General features: G+C 70.6%; 22 protein-coding genes. 8 read left to right on the top strand and 14 right to left on the bottom strand.

Annotation, left to right across the window (positions count from 1 at the left end; all coding sequences use genetic code 11):
• Window positions 1-5: 5 nt before the first annotated feature.
• The 7 genes from ACFSKW_RS24725 to ACFSKW_RS24755 all read right to left on the bottom strand — a co-directional run bounded on the left by ACFSKW_RS24725 (window position 6) and on the right by ACFSKW_RS24755 (window position 8,235).
• A complete protein-coding gene (locus tag ACFSKW_RS24725; RefSeq protein ID WP_379574770.1) occupies window positions 6-1,829 on the bottom strand; it encodes a sigma factor in 1,824 nt (607 codons plus the stop codon).
• A gap of 391 nt (window positions 1,830-2,220) precedes the next feature.
• Window positions 2,221-3,018, bottom strand: a complete 798-nt coding sequence (locus ACFSKW_RS24730; RefSeq protein ID WP_379574771.1) for a hypothetical protein — start codon at window positions 3,016-3,018, stop codon at window positions 2,221-2,223.
• Between the two features lie 93 nt (window positions 3,019-3,111).
• Window positions 3,112-4,722 (bottom strand): ABC-F family ATP-binding cassette domain-containing protein, encoded by a 1,611-nt coding sequence (locus ACFSKW_RS24735; protein ID WP_379574772.1) that lies wholly within the window; start codon window positions 4,720-4,722, stop codon window positions 3,112-3,114.
• A 244-nt stretch (window positions 4,723-4,966) separates the two neighbouring features.
• Window positions 4,967-6,127 carry an ABC transporter permease gene (locus ACFSKW_RS24740; protein WP_379574773.1) on the bottom strand — a complete coding sequence of 387 codons (1,161 nt, stop codon included), beginning with the start codon at window positions 6,125-6,127 and terminating at the stop codon, window positions 4,967-4,969.
• Between the two features lie 46 nt (window positions 6,128-6,173).
• Window positions 6,174-6,722, bottom strand: coding sequence for a hypothetical protein (locus ACFSKW_RS24745; RefSeq protein WP_379574774.1), 549 nt, complete (start codon window positions 6,720-6,722; stop codon window positions 6,174-6,176).
• A gap of 19 nt (window positions 6,723-6,741) precedes the next feature.
• Window positions 6,742-6,894, bottom strand: coding sequence for a hypothetical protein (locus tag ACFSKW_RS24750; protein WP_379574775.1), 153 nt, complete (start codon window positions 6,892-6,894; stop codon window positions 6,742-6,744).
• 18 nt (window positions 6,895-6,912) lie between these two features.
• Window positions 6,913-8,235 (bottom strand): alpha/beta hydrolase family protein, encoded by a 1,323-nt coding sequence (locus tag ACFSKW_RS24755; protein ID WP_379574776.1) that lies wholly within the window; start codon window positions 8,233-8,235, stop codon window positions 6,913-6,915.
• A 141-nt stretch (window positions 8,236-8,376) separates the two neighbouring features.
• Between ACFSKW_RS24755 and ACFSKW_RS24760 the strand changes: the two genes are divergently transcribed.
• From ACFSKW_RS24760 to ACFSKW_RS24785, 6 genes are all read left to right on the top strand, one after another.
• The gene (locus ACFSKW_RS24760; RefSeq protein ID WP_379574777.1) at window positions 8,377-9,039 is read left to right on the top strand and encodes a response regulator transcription factor; all 663 of its coding nucleotides are present in this window, start codon (window positions 8,377-8,379) and stop codon (window positions 9,037-9,039) included.
• Entirely contained in the window at window positions 9,039-10,241 is a 1,203-nt protein-coding gene (locus ACFSKW_RS24765; RefSeq protein ID WP_379574778.1) for a sensor histidine kinase, read from the top strand. Before ACFSKW_RS24760 ends, ACFSKW_RS24765 begins: the two co-directional genes overlap by 1 nt.
• A gap of 239 nt (window positions 10,242-10,480) precedes the next feature.
• Window positions 10,481-11,020 (top strand): dihydrofolate reductase family protein, encoded by a 540-nt coding sequence (locus tag ACFSKW_RS24770; RefSeq protein ID WP_379574779.1) that lies wholly within the window; start codon window positions 10,481-10,483, stop codon window positions 11,018-11,020.
• A gap of 182 nt (window positions 11,021-11,202) precedes the next feature.
• Window positions 11,203-12,306, top strand: coding sequence for a DUF4185 domain-containing protein (locus tag ACFSKW_RS24775; protein WP_379574780.1), 1,104 nt, complete (start codon window positions 11,203-11,205; stop codon window positions 12,304-12,306).
• Window positions 12,303-13,253 (top strand): DUF4432 family protein, encoded by a 951-nt coding sequence (locus ACFSKW_RS24780; RefSeq protein ID WP_379574781.1) that lies wholly within the window; start codon window positions 12,303-12,305, stop codon window positions 13,251-13,253. Before ACFSKW_RS24775 ends, ACFSKW_RS24780 begins: the two co-directional genes overlap by 4 nt.
• Complete coding sequence (locus ACFSKW_RS24785) at window positions 13,250-14,014, top strand: SDR family NAD(P)-dependent oxidoreductase (RefSeq protein WP_379574782.1); 765 nt, start codon at window positions 13,250-13,252, stop codon at window positions 14,012-14,014. Before ACFSKW_RS24780 ends, ACFSKW_RS24785 begins: the two co-directional genes overlap by 4 nt.
• A 42-nt stretch (window positions 14,015-14,056) precedes the next feature.
• On the opposite strand, the gene ACFSKW_RS24790 is transcribed toward ACFSKW_RS24785, so the two are convergent.
• Complete coding sequence (locus tag ACFSKW_RS24790; protein WP_379574783.1) at window positions 14,057-14,506, bottom strand: MarR family winged helix-turn-helix transcriptional regulator; 450 nt, start codon at window positions 14,504-14,506, stop codon at window positions 14,057-14,059.
• A gap of 56 nt (window positions 14,507-14,562) precedes the next feature.
• Between ACFSKW_RS24790 and ACFSKW_RS24795 the strand changes: the two genes are divergently transcribed.
• Window positions 14,563-15,375: an alpha/beta fold hydrolase gene (locus ACFSKW_RS24795; protein ID WP_379574784.1), complete on the top strand. Its 813-nt coding sequence runs from the start codon at window positions 14,563-14,565 to the stop codon at window positions 15,373-15,375.
• Window positions 15,376-15,377: 2 nt separating this feature from the next.
• Here the strand turns inward: ACFSKW_RS24795 and ACFSKW_RS24800 are convergent, their stop codons facing one another.
• The 6 genes from ACFSKW_RS24800 to ACFSKW_RS24825 are packed head-to-tail and all read right to left on the bottom strand — an operon-like array spanning window position 15,378 to window position 23,110.
• Window positions 15,378-16,598 (bottom strand): enolase C-terminal domain-like protein, encoded by a 1,221-nt coding sequence (locus tag ACFSKW_RS24800; protein ID WP_379574786.1) that lies wholly within the window; start codon window positions 16,596-16,598, stop codon window positions 15,378-15,380.
• A complete protein-coding gene (locus tag ACFSKW_RS24805; protein WP_379574787.1) occupies window positions 16,595-19,540 on the bottom strand; it encodes a glycoside hydrolase family 38 N-terminal domain-containing protein in 2,946 nt (981 codons plus the stop codon). The genes ACFSKW_RS24800 and ACFSKW_RS24805 overlap by 4 nt, the downstream gene beginning before the upstream one ends.
• On the bottom strand, window positions 19,537-20,349 hold the full coding sequence (locus tag ACFSKW_RS24810) for a carbohydrate ABC transporter permease (RefSeq protein ID WP_379574789.1): 813 nt from the start codon (window positions 20,347-20,349) through the stop codon (window positions 19,537-19,539). Before ACFSKW_RS24810 ends, ACFSKW_RS24805 begins: the two co-directional genes overlap by 4 nt.
• Window positions 20,346-21,191, bottom strand: a complete 846-nt coding sequence (locus ACFSKW_RS24815; protein WP_379574790.1) for a carbohydrate ABC transporter permease — start codon at window positions 21,189-21,191, stop codon at window positions 20,346-20,348. The genes ACFSKW_RS24810 and ACFSKW_RS24815 overlap by 4 nt, the downstream gene beginning before the upstream one ends.
• Window positions 21,188-22,417, bottom strand: a complete 1,230-nt coding sequence (locus ACFSKW_RS24820; protein WP_379574791.1) for an ABC transporter substrate-binding protein — start codon at window positions 22,415-22,417, stop codon at window positions 21,188-21,190. The genes ACFSKW_RS24815 and ACFSKW_RS24820 overlap by 4 nt, the downstream gene beginning before the upstream one ends.
• Window positions 22,418-22,432: 15 nt before the next feature.
• Window positions 22,433-23,110 (bottom strand): FadR/GntR family transcriptional regulator, encoded by a 678-nt coding sequence (locus ACFSKW_RS24825; RefSeq protein WP_379574792.1) that lies wholly within the window; start codon window positions 23,108-23,110, stop codon window positions 22,433-22,435.
• 38 nt (window positions 23,111-23,148) lie between these two features.
• On the opposite strand from ACFSKW_RS24825, the gene ACFSKW_RS24830 reads away from it, so the two are divergent.
• On the top strand, window positions 23,149-24,249 hold the full coding sequence (locus tag ACFSKW_RS24830; protein ID WP_379574793.1) for an alpha/beta hydrolase: 1,101 nt from the start codon (window positions 23,149-23,151) through the stop codon (window positions 24,247-24,249).
• Window positions 24,250-24,252: the final 3 nt, after the last annotated feature.

Raw genomic sequence — 24,252 nt, forward strand, 5'->3', positions numbered from 1 at the left:
CGGGCTTACGTGTTCTCCTGCGTGGACGCCTCGTTGAGGACCCGCGGGGGCGCGTCGGCGGACGTGACGACCGGCGCGCCATCGCTTCCGGACCCGGACCCTCCCGACCCGGATCCCCCTGAGCCCGCTCCTCCTGACCCGGTTCCTCCCGAGCCTGCTCCTTCCGACCCGGATCCGCCGGAGCCGCCCTGGCCGCCCGAGCCTCCGGTGCCGGGCCCGCCCGAATCTCCGGCGGCCCCCGATCCTGGGCCTGCCCCGCCCGATCCCCCTGCGCCGCCGGAGTCGGCGCCGCCCGCGGCCGTACCGGAGCCGCCCGTGCTCTGCTGCGGGTCCTTCGTGGGCGGCGGGTCGGCCGGCGTGGACGTTGGGGTGGGGTCGGGCTTGGGCGGCTCCGTCGGGACCCTGGGGGCCGTGGGTCCGGTCGTGGGTGTCACGGTCGGCTTGGGCGGCGTCGGGGTCGGGGTCGGGGTCGGCGGCTTCACCGTCGACGTCGGCGTGGACGGAGCCGTCGGCCTGGGGGTCGGCGTTCTCGTGGGGCACGGCGTCTTCGTCGGCCTGCCCTGGTGGTCACGCGGCGGCTCGGTCCACGGCGGATCCCCCGGCGACAGCGTCCGCGGCGGCTCCTGCGGCCCGGTCGGCGCGGGGCCTGTCGGCGCGGGCCCGGGCCCTGTGCGGGTCGGCCACGGCACAGGGATGTTCGGGGGCGGCGCGGGTACGGTGTCCGGCGTCGTCACGGTGATCGGCGCCGTCGATCGGTGCGCCCCGATCGGGTAGGTCGCCGAGCTGTCGAGGATGGGCTCGACCTCGATCGGCGTCTCCTGCGGCTCGGGCAGCCACGGCAACCTGATCCCCGGGGGCTCACCGGTCGCGGGAAACGCCCCCGAGGCGATGCCCGTGACCCCGTCGCCCTCCTTGCCGAAGTAACTGAAGATCATGCCGATGGCGGCGACCGCCGCCACCGCCGCGAGCGCACCCGCCAGCGCCTGCGACCAGCGGCGCCCCCTCCCCTCTCCGGTATGGGGAAATCCGGCCGCGTCCAGCGCCGCCGACCTGCGCGCCACATACCTCCTGTACGGCAGCAGCTCGGGGTCGACGAAGCAGCTCATCACCCTGACCCTGAGCGTCTCCGGCAGCACCACGGTCGGCAGCAGGTCGAAGACCTTCGCGATCGCCACCTGCCTCGACCTGTGCGGCGCGCAGGTCTCGCACCTGCCCAGGTGGACGATCACCTCCTCGCGCATCTCCGCGGTCAGCTCGCCGGAGAAGCCGGTCAGGATGGCGGCCCGCTGAGCGCAGTCGTAGGGCCCCTTCCTGGCGAGCACCTCGGCGGTGATCGCGTCGCCGAGCCGTTCGCGCGCGTTCTCGTGGGCGACCTCGATCTGGCGCGGCGTGACCCCGAGAACCGCCGCGACATCGAAGGTGGAAAGCCCGTGCCTGGTGGCCAGTTCGAGCAACTCGGCCTCGGCCGCCGTCAGGCCGCGGACGGCGTTCCACGCCATGACCCGCATGTCCGCGTCGGCCGGGTCGGCGATGGGAGGGACCGCGACGAGCGTCTCGGTCACGTCCTCGACCGCGGCGGTGCGCCGCCGCAGGCATTCCTGCCTGGCCAGCGCGTAGAGCCAGGCGCGCAGCCTGCCGGGGTCGGCCAGCTCGCCGACGTGGGCGTCGGCGGCGATGAGCGTGTCGCGCAGGGCGACCTGGGCGCTGTCGGGACTGTTGAGGAGGGTCCAGCAATATCGGTAGATGCTCTGGGCATGCGAGTCGTAGAGCGCTGCGAGGGCACCGGGGTCGCGGACGCGGAGAGCCTCGACCAGAACGCGGTCGTTCATCTGTTGTGTGGCGCGGAACCCATGACGTCAGGACAGGGGGAAGGCGCCACCCTCCTTTCGACGCTCTTGCGGCAGGTGTGGGGTCCCGGCGGGCCGCCGTGCCTGCCCTGGTGTGGAGCCGCGGGGCACGCACACGGTGACCGGCCTCCCTTCGACCAGGCGGGACCGAGAAGGCGAATTGCCGACGTCACCGAAGGTAATGGATTGGTAACTTGCAGTTCTACCCTTTCATTCGGGTCCGTAAAGAAAACCCCTCCCCCATGCCCGATTTATCGCCCTATTGGCGAGCGGACCACAGAAGAAAACCAATCCGGAAATTTCATGACTGAGGCGGCAAAAATATGGCCCGCGGAATCCGCGGGCCATGGTTCTGGGTCCGTCAGCTAGGCGCTCACGGCTTGGACTCGCCCGGCAGCACCTGCCGGCCCCTGTCCTTCGCGAACGGCGCGGTGGTCGGCTTGACCGTGTGCATGGGCACCGCGCCGCCCAGCGCCAGTTCCTCGTACGGCCGCCCGGTCGCGCCCCATGTCCTGGCCACCACGTCCGTCTTCGCCACCTGCGCCGACGGGGGCAGACCCTCGACGGTCAGGATGAAGCGCGGAGCCTTGCCCGCCTGGACGTCGTCGACGAACGTGCTCGCGCCGGCGAGCAGCTTGCCCGCCTTGTCACGCAGCAGCGCGCTGATGACCAGGCTGCTCGCGGGCAGCACGTACGGGTTGCCGACCTCGCCGGTGATCAGGTAGGCGCCGCCCTTCTGCTTGAAGGTCTGCACCTTGCTCACGGGGAACTTCCGCAGCGACGAGGGGACGCGCGCCGCCTGCCGCCACTGCGTCGAGCGGTACTCGATCGTCACCTTCACCGGCTTGGCCGAGGCCATCGCCTGCCCGGTGAACGCCAGCGTCCCCGCCGGCGGCACCGCGTCGAGCGGCTGGTCCATGTGGACCACCTCGGCCCCCTTGGCGTCGCGCCCGACGACCGTGGCGACGACGTGCTCGCCGAAGTGCCACGGGTTGCTGTTGACCAGCACGCCCGCCCAGTTCACGACGTACCCGTCGGCGCTCTTGGCGACCGTCGAAGCCTGCTCCTTGAGCACGAGCGGCTTCATCTGGACAGGCGGCTTCTCCGCCGCGGAGCAACCCGTCACGAGGATCAGGGCTAGGGCGGCGATGGTACGGATACGCGGAATCACTGTGCCGTGATAACCGGTTTCCGTGGTACGGCAAGCACGGACACGCGCCTGCCGTACCAACTCTTTAATGTGTCACGACAGTTGCCTATAACGTCAGCGCTGCCGGACCACGCGAGTTTCGTCCCACACCGGTTCGGGCGATTCATACACATTGCCATCGGAGCCGAACACCAGGAACCTGTCGAAGTCATCGGCGAACCATCGGTCGTGCGTGACCGCGAGCACGGTGCCGTCGAAGGCGTTCAGCCCGTCCTGGAGCGCCTCGGCGCTGGCCAGGTCGAGGTTGTCGGTCGGCTCGTCGAGCAGCAGCAGCGTCGCGCCCGACAGTTCGAGCAGCAGGATCTGCAGCCGCGCCTGCTGCCCTCCCGACAGCGTCTCGAAGCGCTGGTCGGCGATGAGCCCGGCAAGCTCGTAGCGGGCCAGGATCTTCATGGCCTCGTTCTTGAGCCTGGCGTGCTCGGTCATGACGATCTCGCACGGCGTGCGGCCGTGCAGCTCCGGGCGGGCGTGCGTCTGCGCGAAGTGGCCGGGGACGACGCGCGCGCCGAGCCTGGCCACGCCCGTGTGCCTGACCTGGTCCTCGGCGAGCAGGCGCAGGAAGTGGGACTTTCCCGACCCGTTCGAGCCGAGGACGGCGACGCGCTCGCCGTACCAGACCTCCAGGTCGAACGGCTTCATCAGCCCGGTCAGCTCCAGGCTCTCGCAGATCACCGCGCGCTTGCCCGTGCGCCCCCCGCGCAGCCTCATGTTGATCTTCTGGTCGCTCGGCGCCGACTCCGGCGGTCCCGCCTCCTCGAACCTGCGCAGCCGTGTCTGGGCCGCGTGGTAGGCGGGTGCCATGCCGTCGTTGTACCTGGCCTTGTTCTTGAGCATGTTGACCAGGGCCTTGAGCTTGGCGTGCTCCTCGTCCCACCGCTTGCGCAGCTCGTCGAGGCGCTCGTTGCGCGCCCTGCGGGCCTCGGCGTAGGTGCCGAAACCGCCGCCATGGATCCAGATGTTGCCCGACTCGACGGTGACGATGCGGTCGGCGGAGTTCGCCAGCAACCGCCGGTCGTGGCTGACCAGCACGACGGTCTTCGGCGTCTCCTTGAGCTGCTGCTCCAGCCAGATCTTGCCCGGCACGTCGAGGTAGTTGTCCGGCTCGTCCAGCAGCAGTGTCTGGTCGGGGCCGCGCAGCAACGCCTCCAGGACCAACCGCTTCTGCTCACCACCCGACAGCGTCGACGTCTCCCGATATTTCACCCTGTCGTACGGCACGCCGAGCGCCGCGATCGTGCAGGTGTCCCAGAGCACCTCGATCTCGTAGCCCCCGGCGTCGGTGTAGTCCGTGATCGCCTGGGCGTAGCGCATCTGGGTCTTCTCGTCGTCGCGCTCCATCATCGCCAGCTCGGCCCTGTCGAGCGCCGCCGCCGCCTGCCGTACGGCGGGAGGGGCCACGCTGAGCAGCAGGTCGTGCACAGTACTGCCGTCGCGGATGCTGCCGATGAACTGGCGCATCACGCCCAGCCCGCCCGAGCTGGCCACGCTGCCCTCGACCGGCTGCAGGTCGCCGGCGATCAGGCGCATCAGCGTGGTCTTGCCTGCGCCGTTCGGCCCGACGAGGGCGGCCTTGACGCCCTCGCCGATGCGGAAGGACACGTCGTTGAGCAGCGGCCGCCCGTCCGGCAGGACGTAGGTGAGGTGTCCTACCTCGACGTGTGCCACAGCGATTCCCTTCTTAGGTCCTCGCGCAGGCTACAGGGGCGTTTCGCGGGTGGGCATCCGATTTTCAGCTCGTGCGGTCGACCACACCTCGGAGAAGCTCGGTCTTCACGACTCCCTCGACCGCGTGGCAGAGCCTGGCATCGATCGTGAGCAACGGGCGAGCCCCGGAAGGGTCTCATCGTCGCGCACGCGATGGGCGAGCTTCTGGTCGCCGGCCCAGGGCCGGCATCCGGTTCGACGAAGCTCACGTGCCGGCAAGCGCTTCCGTGGGAGGCAGGCGGGCGGCGCGGATCGCCGGGTACAGGCCCGCGATCACGCCGATGAGCAGGGTGGCCGCGAGCCCGCCGCCACTCGCCCACCCGGGTACCACGGCAGGCCACGTCTGTGTGGCCGCGTACCCGGCCGTCACAGCGACGCCGACCAGCACGCCGCCCAGACCTCCGACGGCGGACAGCAGCAGTGACTCCGCCAGGAACTGCAGCCTGACCTGCCCGCGGGTCGCGCCGAGGGAGCGGCGCAGACCGATCTCGGCGCGACGTTCGAGCACCGAGATGACCATCGTGTTGGCCACGCCGACGCCGCCGACCAGCAGGGCCACGGCGCCCAGGCCGAGCAGCAGGCCGGTGAAGGCGCGATCGGTGGCCTGGCGGGCCGCCAGCGCATCCGACGGCCTGGACACCTTCACCTCGTTGGGCGCCTGCGGGTTGGCGGTGGCCGCGAGCACCGCCCGTACCGCCTCGACGGCCGCGTCGGCGGTGCGGGTGTAGACGGTCGTCGGGTGTCCGTCGAAGCCCAGGTAGGAGCGTGCGGCGGGCCAGCCGACCAGCGCCGCCGAGTCCAGTTCGGCGGCCAGCGGGACGGGCTCGAGGATCCCGACGACGGTGAACCACCTGCGGCCGAGGTAGACCTGGACGTCGGCGCCCGCGGCTGCGATGCCCAGCCGTCCGGCTGCGGTCGCGCCCAGCACCACGGCCGGGTAGCGGGCCGTCGCGGCGTTGAGCCAGGTGCCGCTGGCGACGGTGGCGGCCACGGTGGTGGGCAGGCCGAGGTGTGCGGACTGCACCGAGATGCCGCCGCTGCGGGTGGCGGGGATCCTGTCGTTGCGGTAGACGTGCGTCTCGGCCAGCTTCCCTGTGGCGGCGACCTGCTCCACAGGCCCGATCCTGGAGATCATGGCGACGGACTCGGCGGGAAGCGTGGCGTCCTTACCGAACAGGGTGTTACCGGGAGCGACGGTGAGCAGGTTGGTGCCGAGCGCGGCCAGCGTGCGGTCCAGTTCGGCGCGGCCGGATGACGAGATGCCCACCACGGCGGTCATCGCGGCGATGCCGATCGCGATGCCGAGCGCCGACAGGAAGGCTCGCAGCGGCCGGGTGCGCAGGCCGGTGCCACCGACGCGCAGCACGTCGCCGGGGCGCAGCCGCGCCAGAGCCGGGGACCACGGGCCTTGGTCACCCGTCGCTCCCGATGGTGGGAGCGTCGGAGGGGCCTCCGGACGGTGGTGCGGGCCGCAGTTTGGCGCACTCCTGCTGGGCCGCCTGCACCTTGGGGTCGTTCGGGTCCACCCCGCCCTCAGGGCCGATCTGGAAGCCGCCGCTCGCGTCCGGGTCGGGGAACCTCTCGACGCCGTTGTCGCGCATGCACTGCGCGAACGCGCGCTGCTGCTCCACCGCCTGCGGGTCGGCCTTGGCCGCCTCGCCGCCGTTGGGCAGGTGCCGCCTGCACTGCTCGGTCGCCGCCTGCGCCTTCTGCGGGTCGACGCCCTGCGGGAGTCTGATCTCGACCCGCCCGTTGTCCTGCGGGTCCGGGATGTCGACGCCGTGCTCTCTCATGCACTGGGCGAACGCCAGACCGCCGGTGTCCGACCGGGCCGCCGTGGCGGAGGCGGTGGCGGCCGCCGTGCCGGCGGTCGCCACCTGGGCGCCGCTGTCGCTCTGCCCGCATCCGGCCATGCTCAGGGTCAGCAGCAGGCCGAGCACGAATCCTGTCCTGATACGCATCGTTCGTCCTTCGTTCGGGTCAGCGGTCGAGCAGGTCCAGGGCCTTGGCCAGACCCGGATCCCTGCCGGCAGTCGCGGTCATGGCTCCCGCGCCGGGCGTCAGGGTCGTGGCTCCCGCGACCGCCAGCGCGACGGCGACGAGTCGCCGCCGGGTCGGTGCGAAGCGCTTCATCGTGGCGATGCTCCTTGGTCACGTCGAGGGGAAGAAGACGATCTCGGGGTATTTCGCGGACGGACCGTCCAGGAGACGGGCGTCGTGCTCGCGCAGGCAGCGGTCGAAGAACGCGGCGATGTAGGCGCGTTGCGCGGCGGTGCACCGGCCGGGCGCGATGGTGCCGACCGGCTCGGTCAGCGCGGCAGGGATGACCTTGGCCGCGGCCAGCTGGTGGATCAGCTGCTTGTCGTCGGTGTAGCTGGCGTGGGTCGAGCCCTTCAGCGACACGAACCTCCGCCAGCCGCGCAGGTGGGACCAGAATCCCGCCATGAGCGCGCCGAGCTCGTCGGGCCCCTTGCCCGCGCTGCTCATGATCATGAAGGGTCGCTCGCCGATCCGGGTGGCGACCTGCCCGACCAACTCGGCGGCCTTCTCCGGCGGCATGGGCGGAGCGATCGAGACAGTCGGGATGACATGACCGTCCAGGTCGAGGCCCGCGCGAATCCTGGTGTCATGGGCCATGCTCTGGCCGGTGGTCGCGCCGCCCAGGGAATGCCCGAACATGCCGATCCTGTCCAGGTCCAGGCAGCCGGCCAGGCCTGCGGGCAGCGAGCGCCTCGCGGCGTCGGGGTTGCGCCCGGCGGCCAGCGCGGCGAGCGCGTCGAGGACGGAACGGGTGTCGGCCACGCGTACCTTCACAGCGGTCTGCGCGCCGTCCTTGTCCAGGGGCGGCAGGTCACGCTCGATCCTCCCGCCGGGGAACTCCACGGCCCAGGCGTCGTGGGGGTGGTCGATCGTGACCACCACGAAGCCGCGGCTGGCCAGGTCCTCGACCAGCGTGGTTCCCACCGCGCGAGGCTCGCCGGCGCCCGGCGAGTAAAGCACGACGGGACAGCGCAGGCCGGCCCGGACCGGGACACCCTCGCGCGCGTGGGTGAGAGGGAAGCCGACGCCGTCCAGCGAGATGTCGACCTCGCCCAGGTCGAGCCGCGCGGCGGTCTGCCGCAGACCCTCGGTCGTCATCGTGCGGTAGCGGGCCAGCGCCCGCGTGGTCATCCACGGAGCCGGCCGATATCGGCCGCCGAGGCCGCGGGCCGCCGGATACCAGATGCTGATCATCAGCTCGCGGGCGCCGGCGGCCTTCCACGGGTCGCGGCGCCTGCGGTCCACCAGGTGCAGCGAGACCGTGCCCACGTCGTGCGGTCCGGTCGGGGCGGGAAGTTTCAGTCGCGGCCCGCCGGCCGCCAGCGCGGTGGCCGTCGGCGTCGGGAGCGCCAGGGCCGCGGCGAGCGCCGCGGCCCCGCCCAGAAGGCCCCGCCGGCCGACGACGTCGGCCTTGTGCCACAGGTGATCTGACATGGGCACAAGATGTACGGCGGAGCCTGTCACACGGAGATCACAGCGGCGGGGAACGGCCCGGCGGCTGCGGTAGAAACCCTGCTGTGACCCTGGTCGAGCGACGCTTGACCGGCTGCCATGGCTCATCGAAGGGAATGACCCGTGCGGGTGCTGGTGATCGAGGACGACGTGGAGATGGCCGAGGCGGTGGCCGACGGCCTGCGCCGGGCGCGGATGGCGGTCGACGTCGCCTATGACGGCAGGGGCGGGCTCGAGCGGGCCGAGGAGAACGACTACGACGCGATCGTGCTCGACCGCGATCTGCCGGGCGTGCACGGCGACGAGGTCTGCGCCGCCCTGGTGGCCGCGGGCAACCGGGCCCGAGTCCTGATGCTGACCGCGGCGGGCACGAGCCAGGACCTGGTGGAAGGGCTCGGCATCGGCGCCGACGACTACCTGCCCAAGCCGTTCGACTTCCCCGTGCTCGTCGCCCGCATCGGGGCGCTGGTACGGCGCGCCCAGCCCGTCATCCCGCCGGTCCTGCGGCACAGCGGCCTCGTGGTCGATCTCGCGCGGCGCCGCGCCTACGAACGCGAGCGGCCGCTGGAGCTCACGCCCAAGGAGTTCGGCGTCCTGGAGCTGCTGCTGGCCTCCCACGGACGGACGGTTTCCGCGGAGGAGCTCCTGGAACGTGTGTGGGACGAGTTCGCGGACCCGTTCACGCGGACCGTCACGGTCACGGTCAGCAGGCTGCGCGCCAAGCTCGCCGACCCCTCGATCATCGAGACGGTGGCCGGGGCCGGCTATCGGTTGCGGAGCGCCTGATGCGCACCCGGCTGCCGCGCAGGACCGTCCGCATGCGGCTGACGATGCTGTACGGCGGGCTCTTCCTGCTGTCCGGCGCGGCGCTGCTGGCCATCACCTACGCCCTGGTCGTTCACGCCACCAGCGGCGTCGTCTTCAGCGGCCAGGGCGGCAGCCTCGTCACCGGCACGCCCGCGGACTCCTTCGATCCGGAACCACAGGTGATCGGCGGCGTCGAGGGACTGACCGTCGGACAGATCCAGGCGCAGGCCGAGGCGATGCGCACACAGGCGTTGCGGCAGCATGACGCCGAACTCGACCAGCTCCTCACCCAGTCGGGCATCGCGCTCGCCGCGATGACGGTCGTCTCGATCGCGCTCGGCTGGATCGTCGCCGGCCGGGTGCTGCACCCGCTGCGCACCATCACCCGCGCCGCCCAGCAGATCTCCGCCACCAACCTGCACGAACGCCTCGCCCTTTCCGGGCCCGGCGACGAGCTCAAGGAACTCGGCGACACCTTCGACGGACTGCTGGCCAGGTTGGAAACTGCCTTCACGGCCCAGCGCCGGTTCATCGCCAACGCCTCACACGAACTGCGGACGCCCCTGGCCAGGCAGCGAACCCTGGTGCAGCTCGCCCTGTCGGATCCCGAGGCGTCCACCACGTCGCTGCGGGCCGCTCACGAGCGGGTGCTGACGGCCAACCAGCAGCAGGAGCGCCTGATCGAGGCGCTGCTCACCCTCGCCCGCGGCGAGGCGGGGCTCGACCGGCGGGAGCCGTTCGACCTGGCCGAGATCAGCGAGGACGTGCTCGTTGCCCGCGAGTCCGAGGCGGTACGGCGCGGGCTCCGCCTGACCACGGCGCTCGGACCGGCCCCGGCCGCCGGCGACCCCCGCCTCGTCGAACGCCTGCTGATCAACCTCGTCGACAACGCCCTGCGCCACAACGTCGACGCGGGTCACGTTCACGTCGTCACGGGGACCTCGGCAGGGCGGGCCGTCCTGACGGTCACGAACACCGGGCCGGTCGTCGCGGCCGCGGAGGTCGACCGGCTGCTGCAGCCGTTCCAGCGCGCGGGGGCGAGCCGTACCGGCCATGACGGGGGGCTCGGGCTGGGCCTGTCCATCGTGCAGGCCATCGCCACCGCCCACGACGCGACGCTCACCGTGCGCCCGTCGCCGGACGGCGGCCTGCGGGTCACCGTCGGCTTCGACCCCCAGTAGCCCGGCGCCCGGCGCCGCCTGGGTCGTCGCCGGGGTTCAAACGGCGATCGTGATCAAGCAGGGCAGCGTCCGGCGATGGTGGCGTGTGGAGAGGGCAGCGCGGCGAGGGCAGACCGCGATGGGACCGGGTGGCCTTACGGGTCCTTACGAAGGGGGCCAAGCCGACGGTAGGCAGACGGTAACCGCCCTTCGCCAGAGTGATCTCAACGCAGTCAACCGGGTCTGAAGGGACAGGAACAATGAGGAAGCTCATCGAGTCGACGTTCATCACGCTGGACGGCGTCATCGGGTCGCCCGAGAGGTGGGGCGCGCCGTACTGGGACGAGGAGTACGCCGCGCACGCTCGTGATCTCCTGTTCGCCGCCGACGCGCTGCTTCTGGGGCGGGAGACCTACGAGGGGTTCGCCGCGGTGTGGCCGTGCATGGAGAAGGCCGAGGGCGAGTACGCGGTCAGGATGAACAGCCTGCCGAAGCACGTCGCCTCCCGGACGCTGAAGGACGCCGACTGGAACGCCACCGTCATCCAGGGGGACGTCGCCGAGGAGGTCGCCAGGCTGAAGCGGTTGCCCGGCCGGGACATCCTGAAGTTCGGCACCGGCGAGCTCGACCGCACGCTGCTGGAGCACAGGCTCGTCGACGAGTACCACTTCTGGATGTTCCCCGTGATCGCCGGGGGCGGCGAGCGCCTGCTCGACGGGATCGACACGGCGCACCTGAAGCTGGTGAAGTCCACGCCGTTCGCCTCCGGTGTGATCGTGCTGACCTACGCTCCCAGGTGACGCCGGTCGACACCAGTGGGTCCTCGGCCCGGCGTGAGGGCCCCATTCGAAGGGCCGAGGGCGAACGTGCCTGGCGATTCAAGAGAAAGCGGGGACGTAAGCCGTTTTTCCCGAACTCCTGGACAATAAGTGATCTGATGACTAGAACTATGAGCACATCCCCCAGCCGATAGGGGCCTGCGATGCGGCGACTCCTGCTCTCCCTCGTCCTCGTCCTCAGCACTCTGACCAGCATCCCCGCGGCGGCACTCGCGACGACCTGCGATCTGCCCACCTTCCAGGGCGCGGGCACCGACGCCAGGTTGACCTCCCTCTTCACCGCCTACGGCAACGACAACGGCCGGCTCGACGACTGGACGGGCGCCGACGGCACCTATTCCGTCAGGCTCCCCGACGGGAAGGAGCTGTGGGTGTTCTCCGACACCTTCCTCGGCCAGGTCAACCCCGACGGTTCCCGTCCGCCGGTCAAGGAGGAAGGCGGCACGACCGTCTTCCTCAACAACACCTTCGCCGTGGAGAAGAGGGGGAAGCTGTCCACGATCTACGGCGGCACCCCCGAAGACCCCAAGGCCGTGATGCCGCCCCGCGACAAGGACCACTGGTACTGGGCGGGCGACGCCACTCTGGCCGGCGGGGTCGTCGAGGTGACCTACCAGGAGTACGAGCGGTTCGGCACCGGGCCGTGGGACTGGCGCTGGCACCGCAACGTCGTCGCCCGCTTCTCCCCCGGACGCCTCGACCGGCCGATCAGCGTGCACGACCTGCCCTCGGACCACAAGGTGGCCTGGGCGTCCGGCATCCACAGGGACGCCCGCTTCACCTACGTCTACGGAGTGGAGGACCTGGGCTCGACCAAGTACATGCACCTGGCGAGGGTCAGGGGCAGCAGCCTGCTCGGCACGTGGGAGTATCTCAAGGCCGACGGCACCTGGTCGAGGAACCAGGCCGACTCCGCCCGGGTGATGGACGGCGTGGCCAACGAGTACTCGGTCAGCCGTGTCGGGGGCGGGTACGTCCTGATCACGCACGACACGACCGAGGTCCTGAGTTCCAAGATCGTCGCCTACACCGGTTGCACGCCGTACGGGCCGTTCGGGAACAAGACCACCGTCTACACCACCCCCGAGACCGGCGGGAACATCTTCACCTACAACGCCCACGCGCACCCCGAGGTCGCCGGGCCGGGGCTCGTGGTCTCCTACAACGTCAACAGTTTCGTCAACACCGACCACTACCGCGACGTGACGATCTACCGGCCGCGATTCCTGGACCTGGCGTTCGGGTGACGCGCAACTGGGCCGCCAGGCTGCGGGAGATCACGATCGAGGGCATGCGCGCGCTCGTTCTGGAGAACGAGCGGCTGCGGGTGACCGTACTGGCCGACAAGGGCGGCGACGTCGTGGAGTTCCTGCACAAGCCGAGCGACACCGACCTGGTGTGGCTCTCGCCGCAGGGGCTGCGCAGGCCGCTCCCGCAGCAGGCGGCCGATGACGTGGGCGCGTTCCTGGACCACTACGAGGGCGGCTGGCAGGAGGTCTTCCCGAACGGCGGCGCGCCGAGCGTCTACCGGGGCGCGCGGCTCGCGCAGCACGGGGAGGTCGCCGGGCTGCCGTGGTCGGTCGAGGTGCTGTCCGACTCGCCCGAGGAGGTGGCGGTACGGCTGGCGGTGCGCACGCGGCGCCTGCCGTACCGGGTGGAGAAGGTCTTCAGGATCGCCTCTGGGACGGCCGCGCTGGAGCTCGAGGGGCGGGTCACGAACGAGGCGGGGGTGGCACTGCACGCGATGTGGGGCCACCATCTCGTCTACGGCAGGCCCTTCCTGCGGCCCGGCGCGCGGATCAGGGTACCCGAAGGGGTGACGGTGATCCCGCACGCCTCGTCCATCGACCCGCTCGGGCGGCGGGCGGAGGAGCTGTTCGTGGCGCCGCCGGAAGGGGCGCCGAGCGAGATCGTCTATCTGACAGGCTTCGACCATGGCTGGTACGAGGTCCTCGCCGACATCGGGGTGCGGGTGGAGTGGGACGCGGACGTCATGCCGTACCTGTGGCTGTGGCAGGAGGTCGGCGCGTCGAAGGACTGGCCGTGGTGGGGCAGGGCGTACGTGGTCGGGCTGGAGCCGTTCTCCAGCATGCCGACCGACGGCCTGTCCACCGCTGTGGACAACGGGACCGCGATGCTCCTCGGGCCCGGCGAGTCGAGGACCGCGCGGCTGCGCGCGGAGGTGATCACATGAGCGAGTTCGACGGCAAGGTGGCCCTGGTGACGGGCGGGTCGCTGGGCATCGGGAAGGCGGTCGTCGAACGGCTGGCCGCGGCGGGCGCGTCGGTCGTCTACTGCGGGATGGAGGCGCCCTTCGAGGGCGAGCGCGTCACGGGCGTCGTGGCGGACGTGCGCGACGCCGGGCAGATGCGCGACCTCGTGGACCTGGCCGAGACCAGGTACGGCGGGCTGGACATGGTGGCGACCTGCGCGGGAGTGCAGCGCTACGGGACCGTGGAGGACACGCCCGTCGAGGTGTGGGACGAGGTGCTCGACATCAACCTCAAGGGCGTGTTCCTGACGTGCAAGGCGGCGGTGCCCGCGCTGCGCAGGCGCGGCGGCGGGTCGATCGTCGTCATGTCGTCCGTGCAGGCCTTCGCCTCCCAGACGCAGGTGGCCGCCTACACCGCGAGCAAGGCCGCGCTGAACGGCCTGACCAGGGCGATGGCGCTCGACCACGCTCCCGACGGGATCAGGGTGAACGTCGTCTGCCCCGGTTCGGTGGACACGCCGATGCTGCGCTGGGCCGCCGACCTGTGGCGCGGTCCGATGTCGCAGGAGGAGCAGGTCGCGCAGTGGGGGCGCGCCCATCCGCTGGGCAGGGTGGCGAGGCCCGAGGAGGTGGCCGAACTGGTCGCCTTCCTCGCGGGACCGCGCTCGTCGTTCATCACCGGGGCCGAGCACCGTGTCGACGGCGGCCTGCTCGCCCGTAACCCCGCCGCCCTCCCCGACTGACCCGTCTGCCCCTCCTGGCTCGCCTGGCCTGACCGGTGGAGCTCACCGCAGCCTGGTCACCGAGCCGGGCGTCAGCCGGTGGGCGAGCTTCTCCAGGAGCGCGATCACCTCGCCGACCTCGTCGGGGTCCGTGGTGCCGAGCGCCGTGGCGAGCGGGCCGTCGATCGGCGTCGACCGTACCTCCGCCACCCTGGCGGACGGCTCAGGCGCGGGCTTGATCACCTGGCGCCGCCGGTCGGCGGGATCCGGCGCCGTCACGATGGAGCCCGCCTCCTTCAGCCTGGCGACGGCCGCCGACACCGCGCTCTGCGGCAGCCCGGTACGCGCCGCGACCTCGCCGACCGTGGTCTCGGGGTGCGCGCGCAGGTCGCTGACCACGATCAGCACCGTGCGCACGCTCGTGGTCTGGGGGCCGATCCCCTCGGTCGGCATGGTCTCCTCGCCGATCTTCATCAGCGTGCGCCCCAGCAGGAACAGCTCTACTCCGTCCATGAACCCATATTACATCAGGCTTGATGCATCAGATTTGATGCTTTATGGTGAAGTGCATGACGAACCACACGATGCGGGTGCCCGGCGCGGAGATCTACTACGAGGTCAGAGGTGAAGGGCCGGTGCTGCTGCTCTCGCAGAGCGGCGAGGGTGACGCCGACCGGGGCAAGGACCTGGTCGACCGGCTGGTGGCCGACTTCACCGTCGTCACCTACGACCGCAGGGGGCTCTCGCGCAGCACGCTCGACGACCCCGCGGTCACCATGGCCGTCCACGCCGACGACGTCCACCGGCTCCTCGCGGAGGTGACCGACGCGCCCGCCGCCATGCTCGGCTGCAGCTTCGGCGCCGCGCTCGGGCTCCACGTGGCCGCCCGGCATCCGGAGCAGCTTCACACGCTCATCGCCCACGAACCCGTCGCGCCGTGGCTGCTGCCCGGCGACGCGAGGGAACGCCACGTGCGGGAGCTGGCCGAGGTGCAGGAGGTCTTCGAGCGCGAGGGGCTCGCGCCCGCGATCAAGCTGGTGGCCGAGGTCCTCGGCATCGACCCCCACAGCGACGACAGGGAGCCGGACCTCACCGCCTTCCCCATGACGCCGCAGCGGGTGGCCAACTTCGGGTTCTTCCTGCGCCACGACCTCACCGCGATCAGGCACGACGTGCTCGACCCCGACGCCGTGCGGCGGTCGCCGACACGGATCGTGGCGGCGGCCGGCCGTACGACGCCTCGGGGGGTGTTCGACTACCTGTGCGCCGTGGAGCTGGCCGCCCTGACCGGCGCCGAGCCGCAGGAGCTGCCCGGCGGCCACAACGGCAACCTGACCCATCCGCGGGCGTACGCGGACGGGATCAGGCGGCTACTCGGCTGAGGTCAGGGCCCCGCCTCCGGGTCGGCGAAGCGCTCGTTCGGCACCTGGGCGTACCACCCGGGCCTGCCGGGATCGCGATCGTACGGGTATCCGCCCAGCTCCCTGTAGAGCTCGGCGTAGCGGTCCAACCGCTCCCTGTCCAGGCGCACCCCGAGACCTGGCCCGTCAGGTACGGCGATGCGCCCGTCCCTGTAGGCCAGCTTCCCTCCCGTGATGACGTCGTCGACGAGATGGTGGTAGTGGGCGTCGGCCGCGTAGGTGAGGTTGGGCAGCACCGCGCCCAGGTGCAGCATGGTCGCCAGCTGGACGCCCAGCTCGCCCGAGGAGTGCACGGCCACGCCGAGCTGGAACGTCTCGCACACCGCCGCCGCCTTCACGCACGGCCTGATGCCGCCCCAGAAGGTCGTGTCGAGCAGCACCACGTCGGCGCCCCTCCGCAGCACGTTGGCGGCCAGCTGCTCGAAGTTCACCACGACGGTGTTCGTCGCGAGGGGCACGTTGACCCGCTCGCGGATCAGCCGCAGCCCTTCCAGCCCGAGGACCGGGTCCTCCAGGTAGTCGTTGTCGAGGTCCTCGATCGCCCTGCCGAAGCGCAGCCCCTCGGCCATGGACAGCACCGCGTTCGGGTCGTAGCGCAGCCGGTCGCCGGGGAAGGCGGCGGCCAGCGCCCTGTAGCACTCCAGCTCGTAGTCGGGGGGGAACACCCCGCCCTTGAGCTTGTGGACGGTGAAGCCGTGTGCCCGTTTCAGCGCCCTGGCGTGCTCGACGAGCTGGTCGGGCGTGCGCACCTCGGGCGCCTCTTCGCCCTGGTAGCGGAAGAAGAGGTAGGAGGCGAACGGGACCGACTCCCTGATCTTCCCGCCGAGCAGGTCGTGGACGGGCACGCCGAGGTGCTGCCCGATCAGGTCGAGGCAGGCGAACTCCAGCGCCGCCAGCAGCTGGGTGCGGTTGTTGTACAGCGACGCCGTCGGGTTGGCGATCTTGAAGCGGAGCGCTTCGAGCTGGAAGGGGTCGTGGCCCGCCAGGTAGTCGAGCAGCCCGCGGAACGCGGCGGCGGCGCCCTCTCCCCCACCGCCCATCTCACCGAGTCCGACCAGTCCGTTGTCCGCCTCGACCTCGACGATGGTCCTGACGAACCTGCCCCAGTGGGCGCCGTTGCTGTGCCGCAACGGCGCTTCCAGCGGGACGGCCACCGTGGTGGCCCTGATGTCGACGATCTTCACAGAACCCCCCGAACGGCGGCCACCCCGCAGGCGGGCAGCCGTACCTTGACCTGTTCGTCGTGGACGTCCAGCGGCGTCCCCCCGACCGCGGCGGACCGCAGCCCGCGCAGGCGGACCGTGACCTCCACCTCGGTCGCGGCCAGCGACTGGAGTCGTACGACGACCTCCTCGCCCGCGCGCCCGAGTGAAGTGATGTGGACCTCGGGATGGTCCACGGACGCGAACACGCCCTCCTTGCCGGGCTCGGCGGACCCCGTCGCGAGAATGCCGAGGAAGGGGTCGGTGAGCCCCGCGGCCGCCAGCGGGCCGAGCACCCTGCTCCCCATGGTCGAGGAGGAGGTGACCGCGTAGCGGAAGGTCGTCTCCCCCTGCTGCTGGGTGGGGAAGTTGGTGTCCCAGATGTTGTTGAGCGCCCAGGAGTAGATCGTCCCCGGTTCCTCGTCGAGCGTGGCGGGGAAGGGTGCGTAGGGCATGTGGATGGTGCCGAGCTGCACCAGCGGCGCCTCGAGCGTCGCCCACGCCACCGACAGCTCGGGGTCGTCGAAGGCGATCCAGTGCCTGATCGGCAGCATGTAGGCGGCCGAGCCTGGGACGCTGGGGCCGCCGCCGACGCCGCCGGTGAGCTCCCACGCCGTAGGCGGCCCCTGGGCGGCGAACGGAAAGGCGAGGAAGACCGCCTCCTTGGCGGGAGTGCCCTGCTTGGCCAGCCGGTAGGTCAGGTCGACCCGCGGCACCCCGTCGTAGAGCTCGATCGTCGTGCGCACCCAGTCGACGCCCTTGGCCTGCAGCTCCACGACCAGCTTCTCGCCGATCGCGGTGCGTTCGGCCTTGACGACCGCGGCGTGGCGGCCGATCGCCCGGTCGCCGAGCAGGGTCCTGTCGTGCGCGCCGACGTGCCCCGACATGTGGTTGAAGTGCGGCGCCGTGGCGTAGCGGTCGTAGACGTACTGCCCGAACCCCGCGGCGGCGTCGGCGTTGACCAGGTCCCTGCCCGCCGCCTTGTCGAAGATCGAGCGGATGTAGCCCTCCTTGACGTCGTAGGCGACCTGGTAGAACTCGTTCTCGATCGTCTCCTCGATGTCCCTGGTCGTGACGGCCTCGCCGGGCCTGATCGACACGAACGCGTAGCCGTACCCGGGCAGGTCGCGGACGACGGCGCTGACGTGGCGGCCGATCGGGCGCGTGGGCCAGTCGACGGGGTGCACGACCTCCTCGTGATGGGGGATCCGCTCGCCCGTCCGCTCGTCCACCAGCGAGATCGGCTCGTCCAGCGGCACCACGTCACGCGGGAGGAAGGCCCGCACCACGTCCGTGCGCCGCTGCGTGCCGGGGTTGACGACGACGAAGCCCGTGCCGCCGAAGCGCCGGCCGAACCTGCGCATGCCCGCCTGCAGCAGGTCGGCCGAGTCGTCCTGCGCGTCGTAGGCGCCCGCCGACTTGCGCGTCCACTGCAGCCCGCCCGAGTCGCCCCCGTCCTCGGCGTCCTCCCACGGGTTGGCCGCGCCCCAGGTGTGCTCGTTGAACAGCGCCACCTTGTCGTAGGCCAGGTCGATCTGCTCGGTCGCGTCCGCGCCCGCCAGCGTGTGCAGCGTCTCGGCGGCGCGCAGCGCGCTCTGCGCCCTGCGCACGTAGCCGAGCGGGCGGGCGCCCGAGCCGAGCCCGTCGGCCCACCAGTCGGTCCAGTCCCCCTCGTGGACGGCCAGGCGGTCGTGGTAGCGCTCCTCGACGTGCGCGAAGAAGTCGCTGTTGATCGCCGAGCGCAGGTGTGGATAGGCCCATGTGGCGTTCCACTCGCGCACGATCGAGGCGGGCACGATCGAGGGCCCCGCGTTGTCCGCGTGCGCCCCCTGCACCCGCAGGTGCAGCGCGTCCAGCGCGTACGGCTCCCGCTGCGCGTCGGGCCCCTGCCAGCCGAACGTGCCGGGGCCGTACGGGTAGCCCCTGCCCGCCAGCGCGCACAGGTAGCGCGGTAGCAGGTCGTCGGCCAGCTCGAAGGAGTCGGCGAGGCCGACCGTGTTGCCCTCCATGTAGGCCATGCCGTGCGGGGTGTCGGTGAACCAGACCAGCAGCTCGTTCCCGCTGGGCGCCCTCCACCTGAACGGCCTGGTCAGCTTGTCGCCGCCGTGCAGGTACGGCACCGACCTGCCCGCCCAGTTGTGCGCCGCCGCGAGGTAGCGCACCCCCACCGAGTTCAGCGCGTCGACCAGCCCGACGACCGCGCCGGGCACGTCGGTGTGCATCGCCGAACGGGCGGGCAGCTCCTCGGTGAAGCGCAACTGCCGGTAGAGCTCCTCGGTCGAGCACGCCTCGGTGTGCAGCTGGAACGGCAGCGCGGTCACCTCGATCAGCCCCTCGCGCACCCGCTCCTTGAACGCCTCCACCAGGTCGCGGGGCCGCAGCTCGAGCCACCGCAACGCGGGCATCGACGACTCCACGGTCCACCGGAACTTCGCGTCGTCGGGCCATTCCGCGCTCTCCTCGGTCAGCCGCAGCGCCGCGTCCAGATAGTCGAGGTGGTGGCGCAGCACGGTGCCCTGCGGATCGGTGTAGCCGATGTCGAGATGCGAGTGGTGGACGACGAAGACGTCCCAGTGACGCTGTGGCGTGACGGTGATCACCGCCTCGCCGATCAATCCTTCACCGTCGCGCAGTTCCAGCGTGAAGTCCTGCGGCTGTGACACCTCGGGCACCAGGAGCGTCACATCGGCGCCCTCGGCCCTGTCCACGCCGACCAGGACGTGTTCGAGATGGGCGGGCACCAAGCCGGTCACCGACACCCTGACCGCCTGACGGCCGTCGTGGGTGATCAAGGGCAGCACCGAGACCCTGGCCTCCAGGCCCCTGACGGAGATCACCGGGGTCGAGGTGTCCTCGCGCAGCGCCTGCCGTATGCCGTCGTAGTCGGGGGAACCAAGGCTCGGCTGCAGCAGCCGACTCGTCATGACAGACCTCCTAGGGCGAGTCCACGGGCGAACATCCGCTGGGTGGCCACGAACAGCACCACCGTGGGCAGCGACACGACCAGCCCCGCCGCCAGGCCGACGGGCACGGGGGTGCCCGCGTAGACGTCGGTCAGCAGCCCGGCCAGCGCGGTCATCACCGGCCGCACCTCGGCGGTCTGCGACAGCGTCAGCCCGAAGAGCAGGTCGTTCCAGATGAAGGTGAAGTTGAGGATGAAGACGGCGGCCAGCGCGCTGAGGGCCAGCGGCAGGTAGACGCGGAAGAAGATGCGCAGGGTGGAGGCGCCGTCCATCCTGGCCGCCTCGAAGATCGAGAAGGCCACACCGGTGAAGAAGTTGCGCAGCACGAACGCCGACAGCGGCACGCTGATCGTCGTGTACACGAGGATCATCCCCAGCCGCGTGTCGTACAGCCCGGCATCGCTGTAGCCGACGAAGAGCGGCACGAGCAGCATCTGGGAGGGGAAGACCGTGCCACCGAAGATGACCATGAACCAGAGGAAGCCGTGGCGCAGCCGCAGCACCACGATCGTGTACCCGGCCATCGCGCCGATCAACACGCCGATCGCCGGAGACACGACACTGTAGAGGGCGGTGCTGGCCAGGCTCTGCGACAGGTCGGCCCTGTCCCACGCATGGAAGAAGTTCTCGATCAGCGCGAAGTCGGGCGAGGGTACCCACGCCTGCGAAGGGTCGTAGGTGTCGGCCGGGCGCGCGGCGTTGACGAGCAGCAGGTAGGTGGGGCCGAGCCAGATCAGCCCCAGCACGACGAGGACGAACCGCCTGATCATGCGCGCCTCCGCAGATACAGGTAGGACGCGAGACCCGTGATCACCGTCAGCACGACGGCGACGGCTGAGCCGTACCCGTATTCGCTGGCCACGAACGTGTCGCGGTACATGGTGACCGCCAGCGTCTCCGAGTTGCGCCCTGGACCGCCCTGCGTCATCACCCACACGATGTCGAAGCTCTTCAGGCTCGCCACCAGCGCCAGGCCCACGACGACGGCCGTGAGCGGCGCCAACAGCGGCCAGATGACGTGCCGGAACAGCCGCCACCCCGACGCCCCGTCGAGTCGCGCGGCCTCGATCGGCTCCTTGGGTATCGACTGCAGCCCGACGGCGAACAGCAGCGTGTTGACGCCGAGCTGCTGCCACGTCCAGACCAGCAGCATGGCGATCGTGTTCTGCGGCGCGTCCTGCAGGAAGGCGGTGTCCACCCCGAGCAGGTTGTTGGCGATGCCGTCATGGGACAGGATCGGGCTCCACACCAGGCCGAGCCCCGCCCCGCTCAGCGCGTAGGGCAGCATGAACGGCACGCGGAACCACGCACCGCCCCTGATGTCGTACGACAGCACCGCCACCAGCAGGCCGAGGCCGACAGGGAGCACCATCGTCCCCGCCACCCAGATCAGCGTGTTGCGGATCGCGGTGAGCAGCGCGGGGTCGTCGAGCAGCTTGACGAAGTTCGCGAAACCCACCCACTCCGGCGGAGCCAGGCCGTCGTAGCGGGTGAGGCTGAGATAGGCCGTCCAGACGAAGGGCGCGTACAGCAGGGCCGCCACCAGCAGGACCGCGGGGGAGACGTATCCCGCGCGGAACCTGCCGAGCAGCGGCGCCGTTCTTCCTCTCACTGGTGCGTGCTCCAGTACTCGTCGGCCTTCTTCTGGATGTCCTCCAGCACCTGCCGATAGGTCTCGGGCTTGGCGACGAACAGCCCGAAGCCGTCGAGTGCGGCGGTCAGGATCGGCGGCGGCGTCGCCTCGAAGTAGCGGTTGACCAGGCGGTACTTCCCGCCGCCCGCGTCCTTGGTGACCTGCCCGAGCACCTCGCTCTTGATGGTCACCTTGGGGTTGGCGCTGACGTCGCCGCGGGCGCTCGCCCACTTCTCCTGCGCCTGGGTGCCCGTCCACCACTTGAGGTACTTCATGCTCGCCTCGGGGTCGGGGGCCTTGGCCAGCGCGCAGAGCGGACCGCTCTCGAAGATCATCGAGGTCTTGGGCAGTGAGGGGTTGACGTTGGGGATGACGAAGAACCCGGCGTCCAGGTTGCGCTGGGTCATGCTCGTGTTGAACCAGGTGCCGAACGACACCATGGCGACCTTCTCGTTCTTCAGCGCGTCGGCGGGATCGGTCTTGTCACCCGGGTGACTGAAGTACCCCGCGTCGATGAGCGACTTCCACTTCTCCATCACCTGGACCACTCCAGGGTCGGTGTACTTCGCCTTCCCCGTCGACAGCCGGTCGTAGAGGTCGGGGTCGGTCCCTGCCAGGAGCTGCTCGAACCAGACGAAGGAGAACAGGACCGAGGTGTGGTAGAAGGCCTTGATGTTGGCCTTCTTGAGGGTCTCGGCCACCGTGACGAGCTCGTCCCAGGTGGTGGGCGGCTTCAGGCCGTGCTCGTCGAAGATCTTCTTGTTGTAGAACATCCCCCAGTAGGCGACGTTCAGCGGCACGCAGTACTGCTTGCCGTCGACGGTGTAGTAGGTGGCGACGTCCTGGGACAGGTCACCGTTCTTGATCGCCTCCTGCCAGATGGCGCTGGTGTCGGCCACCTGCTTCTGGCCCACGATCTCCTTCAACAGCCCCCCGGTCTGCCAGGTGAACAGGTCGGGCTTGACGTTGGTGCGGAACGAGGCCTTGATGAACGCCTGGTAGGTCGGTTCGTCGGTGTAGCCGACCGGCTTCATGTTCAGGCCGATCTGCTGCTTGGACAGGGCGCCCATCTCGGTGAAGTACGAGCTCCACGCGCCCTTGTCGTTGTAGAGGGTCAGCTCCGTCTTGGCCTGGCGGGCGGGAGTGCTCCCGCACGCGGCCAGAAGGAGGAAGGCGGTCATCAGGATGGGGGTTCGCCGGATCATGGCCGGCCTCCTGTTCTACACGAGCCTGTGCTGGATCACCGTTTTCACGTCAATCAGGTGGGCGCGCATGAGCTCCTCCGCCGACCCGGCGTCGCCTGCCTCGATGGCCTCGAGGATCGCCAGGTGCTCGTCGTAGTCACGGCGCCGGTCGTCGAAGAGCCGCAGGATCTCCCGCTGCTCCGAGGCGTGCACGCGCAGCAGCGAGTCGACGACCTCGCCGAGCACGCTGTTGCCCGCCAGCCTGGCCGCCACCCTGTGGAACGTCATGTTCGCCTCGTGCAGCTCGGCGTCGTCGCCGCGCAGGTGCATGGCCGCCTGGCCGAGCACCTCACGCAGTTCCTGCGCGCCTGGCCGCCCCGCCGCCATCCCTGCCAGCGGCGGTTCGATGAGGATGCGCGCGTCGAGCAGGTCGAGCAGCTGCCCGCCCGGCATCGTGCGCATGTTGGGGTTGGGAAGCACGACTCGCTCGATGTCCGCGCCGACATAGAGGCCTGAGCCGTGCCGCATCTCGATCGCGCCCGTCGCCTCCAGGCGGCGGAGCGCTTCGCGCAACGTGGGCGTGGTCACGGCGAACCGCTGCGCCAGCTCACGCGTGGTGGGGAGCCGGTCGCCCGGCTGCAGCCCGCTCTCAGTGATCAGGCCGAGCACCTGCTCGGTGAGTACGCCGGAGAGGGAAGGCCGGACAACCATCATCTAATGATTAGATCACTTATCTGCTGTATTTTCACGTCATGAAGAGAATCGCCTGGGTGGCCGGCGTCTTAGCGCTCCTCTCCCTGGCCGGCGTCGGGGGCGCGGGCTGGTACTACTCCGGCATGGTCATCGACCCCTCCCACGGCGATTCGTATCCGCTGGAGGTGGTCTCCTACGACGGCTCCCAGGTGACCCTCCGAGGGGGCGGCGACACCGACGCGACCGGCACCTTCGGGCTGACCTGGGCCTCGGGCAACGCGCTGCTCGGCGACGTGGTCGCGCGCGGGCCCGGCACCGTCACCCGCAAGGTCGACGCCGTACGGCGGGGCACGCTCGAGCCCGGCGTCCGCGCCTACCTGGACAGGTGGATGTGGGGCCACGAGAATCCGCGGTCGGCGGTCGGCGTGCCGTACAGGGCGGTTCGGATCCGGTCCGAACTGGGCGACTTCCCCGCGTGGCGGACCGAAGGGGACGGCAGCACCTGGGTGATCGCCGTCCACGGGCGCAACGCGAACCCCGCCGAGGCGCTGCGCGTGCTCCCGGTCTTCCACAGGCTGGGGATGCCGGTGCTGAGCATCACCTACCGCAACGACGAGGGGGCGCCGGCCGGCCCGGACGGCAGGTTCCACCTGGGCGCGACGGAGTGGAAGGAGGTGGCGGCCGCGATCACGTACGCGCGCGCCTCGGGCGCGACCGGGGTCTACCTGTACGGGTGGTCGATGGGAGGGGCGATCGTGCCGATGGCGGCGCGGATGCTTCCCGACGAGCCGATCAAGGGGCTGATCCTCGACAGTCCCGTCCTGGATTGGCGGGCGCCGATCGAGCTGGGGGCCAGGCAGAAGGGGGTGCCGGCGTGGCTGGCCTCGGTGGGGATGTTCGTGGTCGAACGGCGGACCGGGCTGTCGTTCGCCGAGCTGGATCACGTGGCGCATGCCGAGGAATTCACGGCGCCCGTGCTGATGTTCGTCGACGCCGATGATCAGACGGTGCCGGTCGGACCCGCGGTGGAGTTCGCCCGACTTCGCCCCGACATCACCCGACTTTTCAGGACATCGGGTGCGGGGCACACAGGCTCCTGGAACGCCTCCCCCAACGCCTACGAGAAGGCCTTGACCGACTTCGTCACCAGGCTCTCCTAGCCT

The organism is Nonomuraea mangrovi, assembly GCF_042681425.1.
Lineage (GTDB): Bacteria > Actinomycetota > Actinomycetes > Streptosporangiales > Streptosporangiaceae > Nonomuraea > Nonomuraea mangrovi.

Excerpts from the sequence above, each read along its gene's own strand:
- ACFSKW_RS24725 (WP_379574770.1), bottom strand. The coding sequence starts at position 1,829 with ATGAACGACCGCGTTCTGGTCGAGGCTCTCCGCGTCCGCGACCCCGGT.
- ACFSKW_RS24775 (WP_379574780.1), top strand. The coding sequence starts at position 11,203 with ATGCGGCGACTCCTGCTCTCCCTCGTCCTCGTCCTCAGCACTCTGACC.
- ACFSKW_RS24790 (WP_379574783.1), bottom strand. The coding sequence starts at position 14,506 with ATGGACGGAGTAGAGCTGTTCCTGCTGGGGCGCACGCTGATGAAGATC.
- ACFSKW_RS24785 (WP_379574782.1), top strand. The coding sequence starts at position 13,250 with ATGAGCGAGTTCGACGGCAAGGTGGCCCTGGTGACGGGCGGGTCGCTG.
- ACFSKW_RS24795 (WP_379574784.1), top strand. The coding sequence starts at position 14,563 with ATGACGAACCACACGATGCGGGTGCCCGGCGCGGAGATCTACTACGAG.
- ACFSKW_RS24770 (WP_379574779.1), top strand. The coding sequence starts at position 10,481 with ATGAGGAAGCTCATCGAGTCGACGTTCATCACGCTGGACGGCGTCATC.
- ACFSKW_RS24750 (WP_379574775.1), bottom strand. The coding sequence starts at position 6,894 with ATGAAGCGCTTCGCACCGACCCGGCGGCGACTCGTCGCCGTCGCGCTG.
- ACFSKW_RS24830 (WP_379574793.1), top strand. The coding sequence starts at position 23,149 with ATGAAGAGAATCGCCTGGGTGGCCGGCGTCTTAGCGCTCCTCTCCCTG.
- ACFSKW_RS24745 (WP_379574774.1), bottom strand. The coding sequence starts at position 6,722 with ATGCGTATCAGGACAGGATTCGTGCTCGGCCTGCTGCTGACCCTGAGC.
- ACFSKW_RS24805 (WP_379574787.1), bottom strand. The coding sequence starts at position 19,540 with ATGACGAGTCGGCTGCTGCAGCCGAGCCTTGGTTCCCCCGACTACGAC.
- ACFSKW_RS24820 (WP_379574791.1), bottom strand. The coding sequence starts at position 22,417 with ATGATCCGGCGAACCCCCATCCTGATGACCGCCTTCCTCCTTCTGGCC.
- ACFSKW_RS24755 (WP_379574776.1), bottom strand. The coding sequence starts at position 8,235 with ATGTCAGATCACCTGTGGCACAAGGCCGACGTCGTCGGCCGGCGGGGC.
- ACFSKW_RS24765 (WP_379574778.1), top strand. The coding sequence starts at position 9,039 with ATGCGCACCCGGCTGCCGCGCAGGACCGTCCGCATGCGGCTGACGATG.
- ACFSKW_RS24825 (WP_379574792.1), bottom strand. The coding sequence starts at position 23,110 with ATGATGGTTGTCCGGCCTTCCCTCTCCGGCGTACTCACCGAGCAGGTG.
- ACFSKW_RS24810 (WP_379574789.1), bottom strand. The coding sequence starts at position 20,349 with ATGATCAGGCGGTTCGTCCTCGTCGTGCTGGGGCTGATCTGGCTCGGC.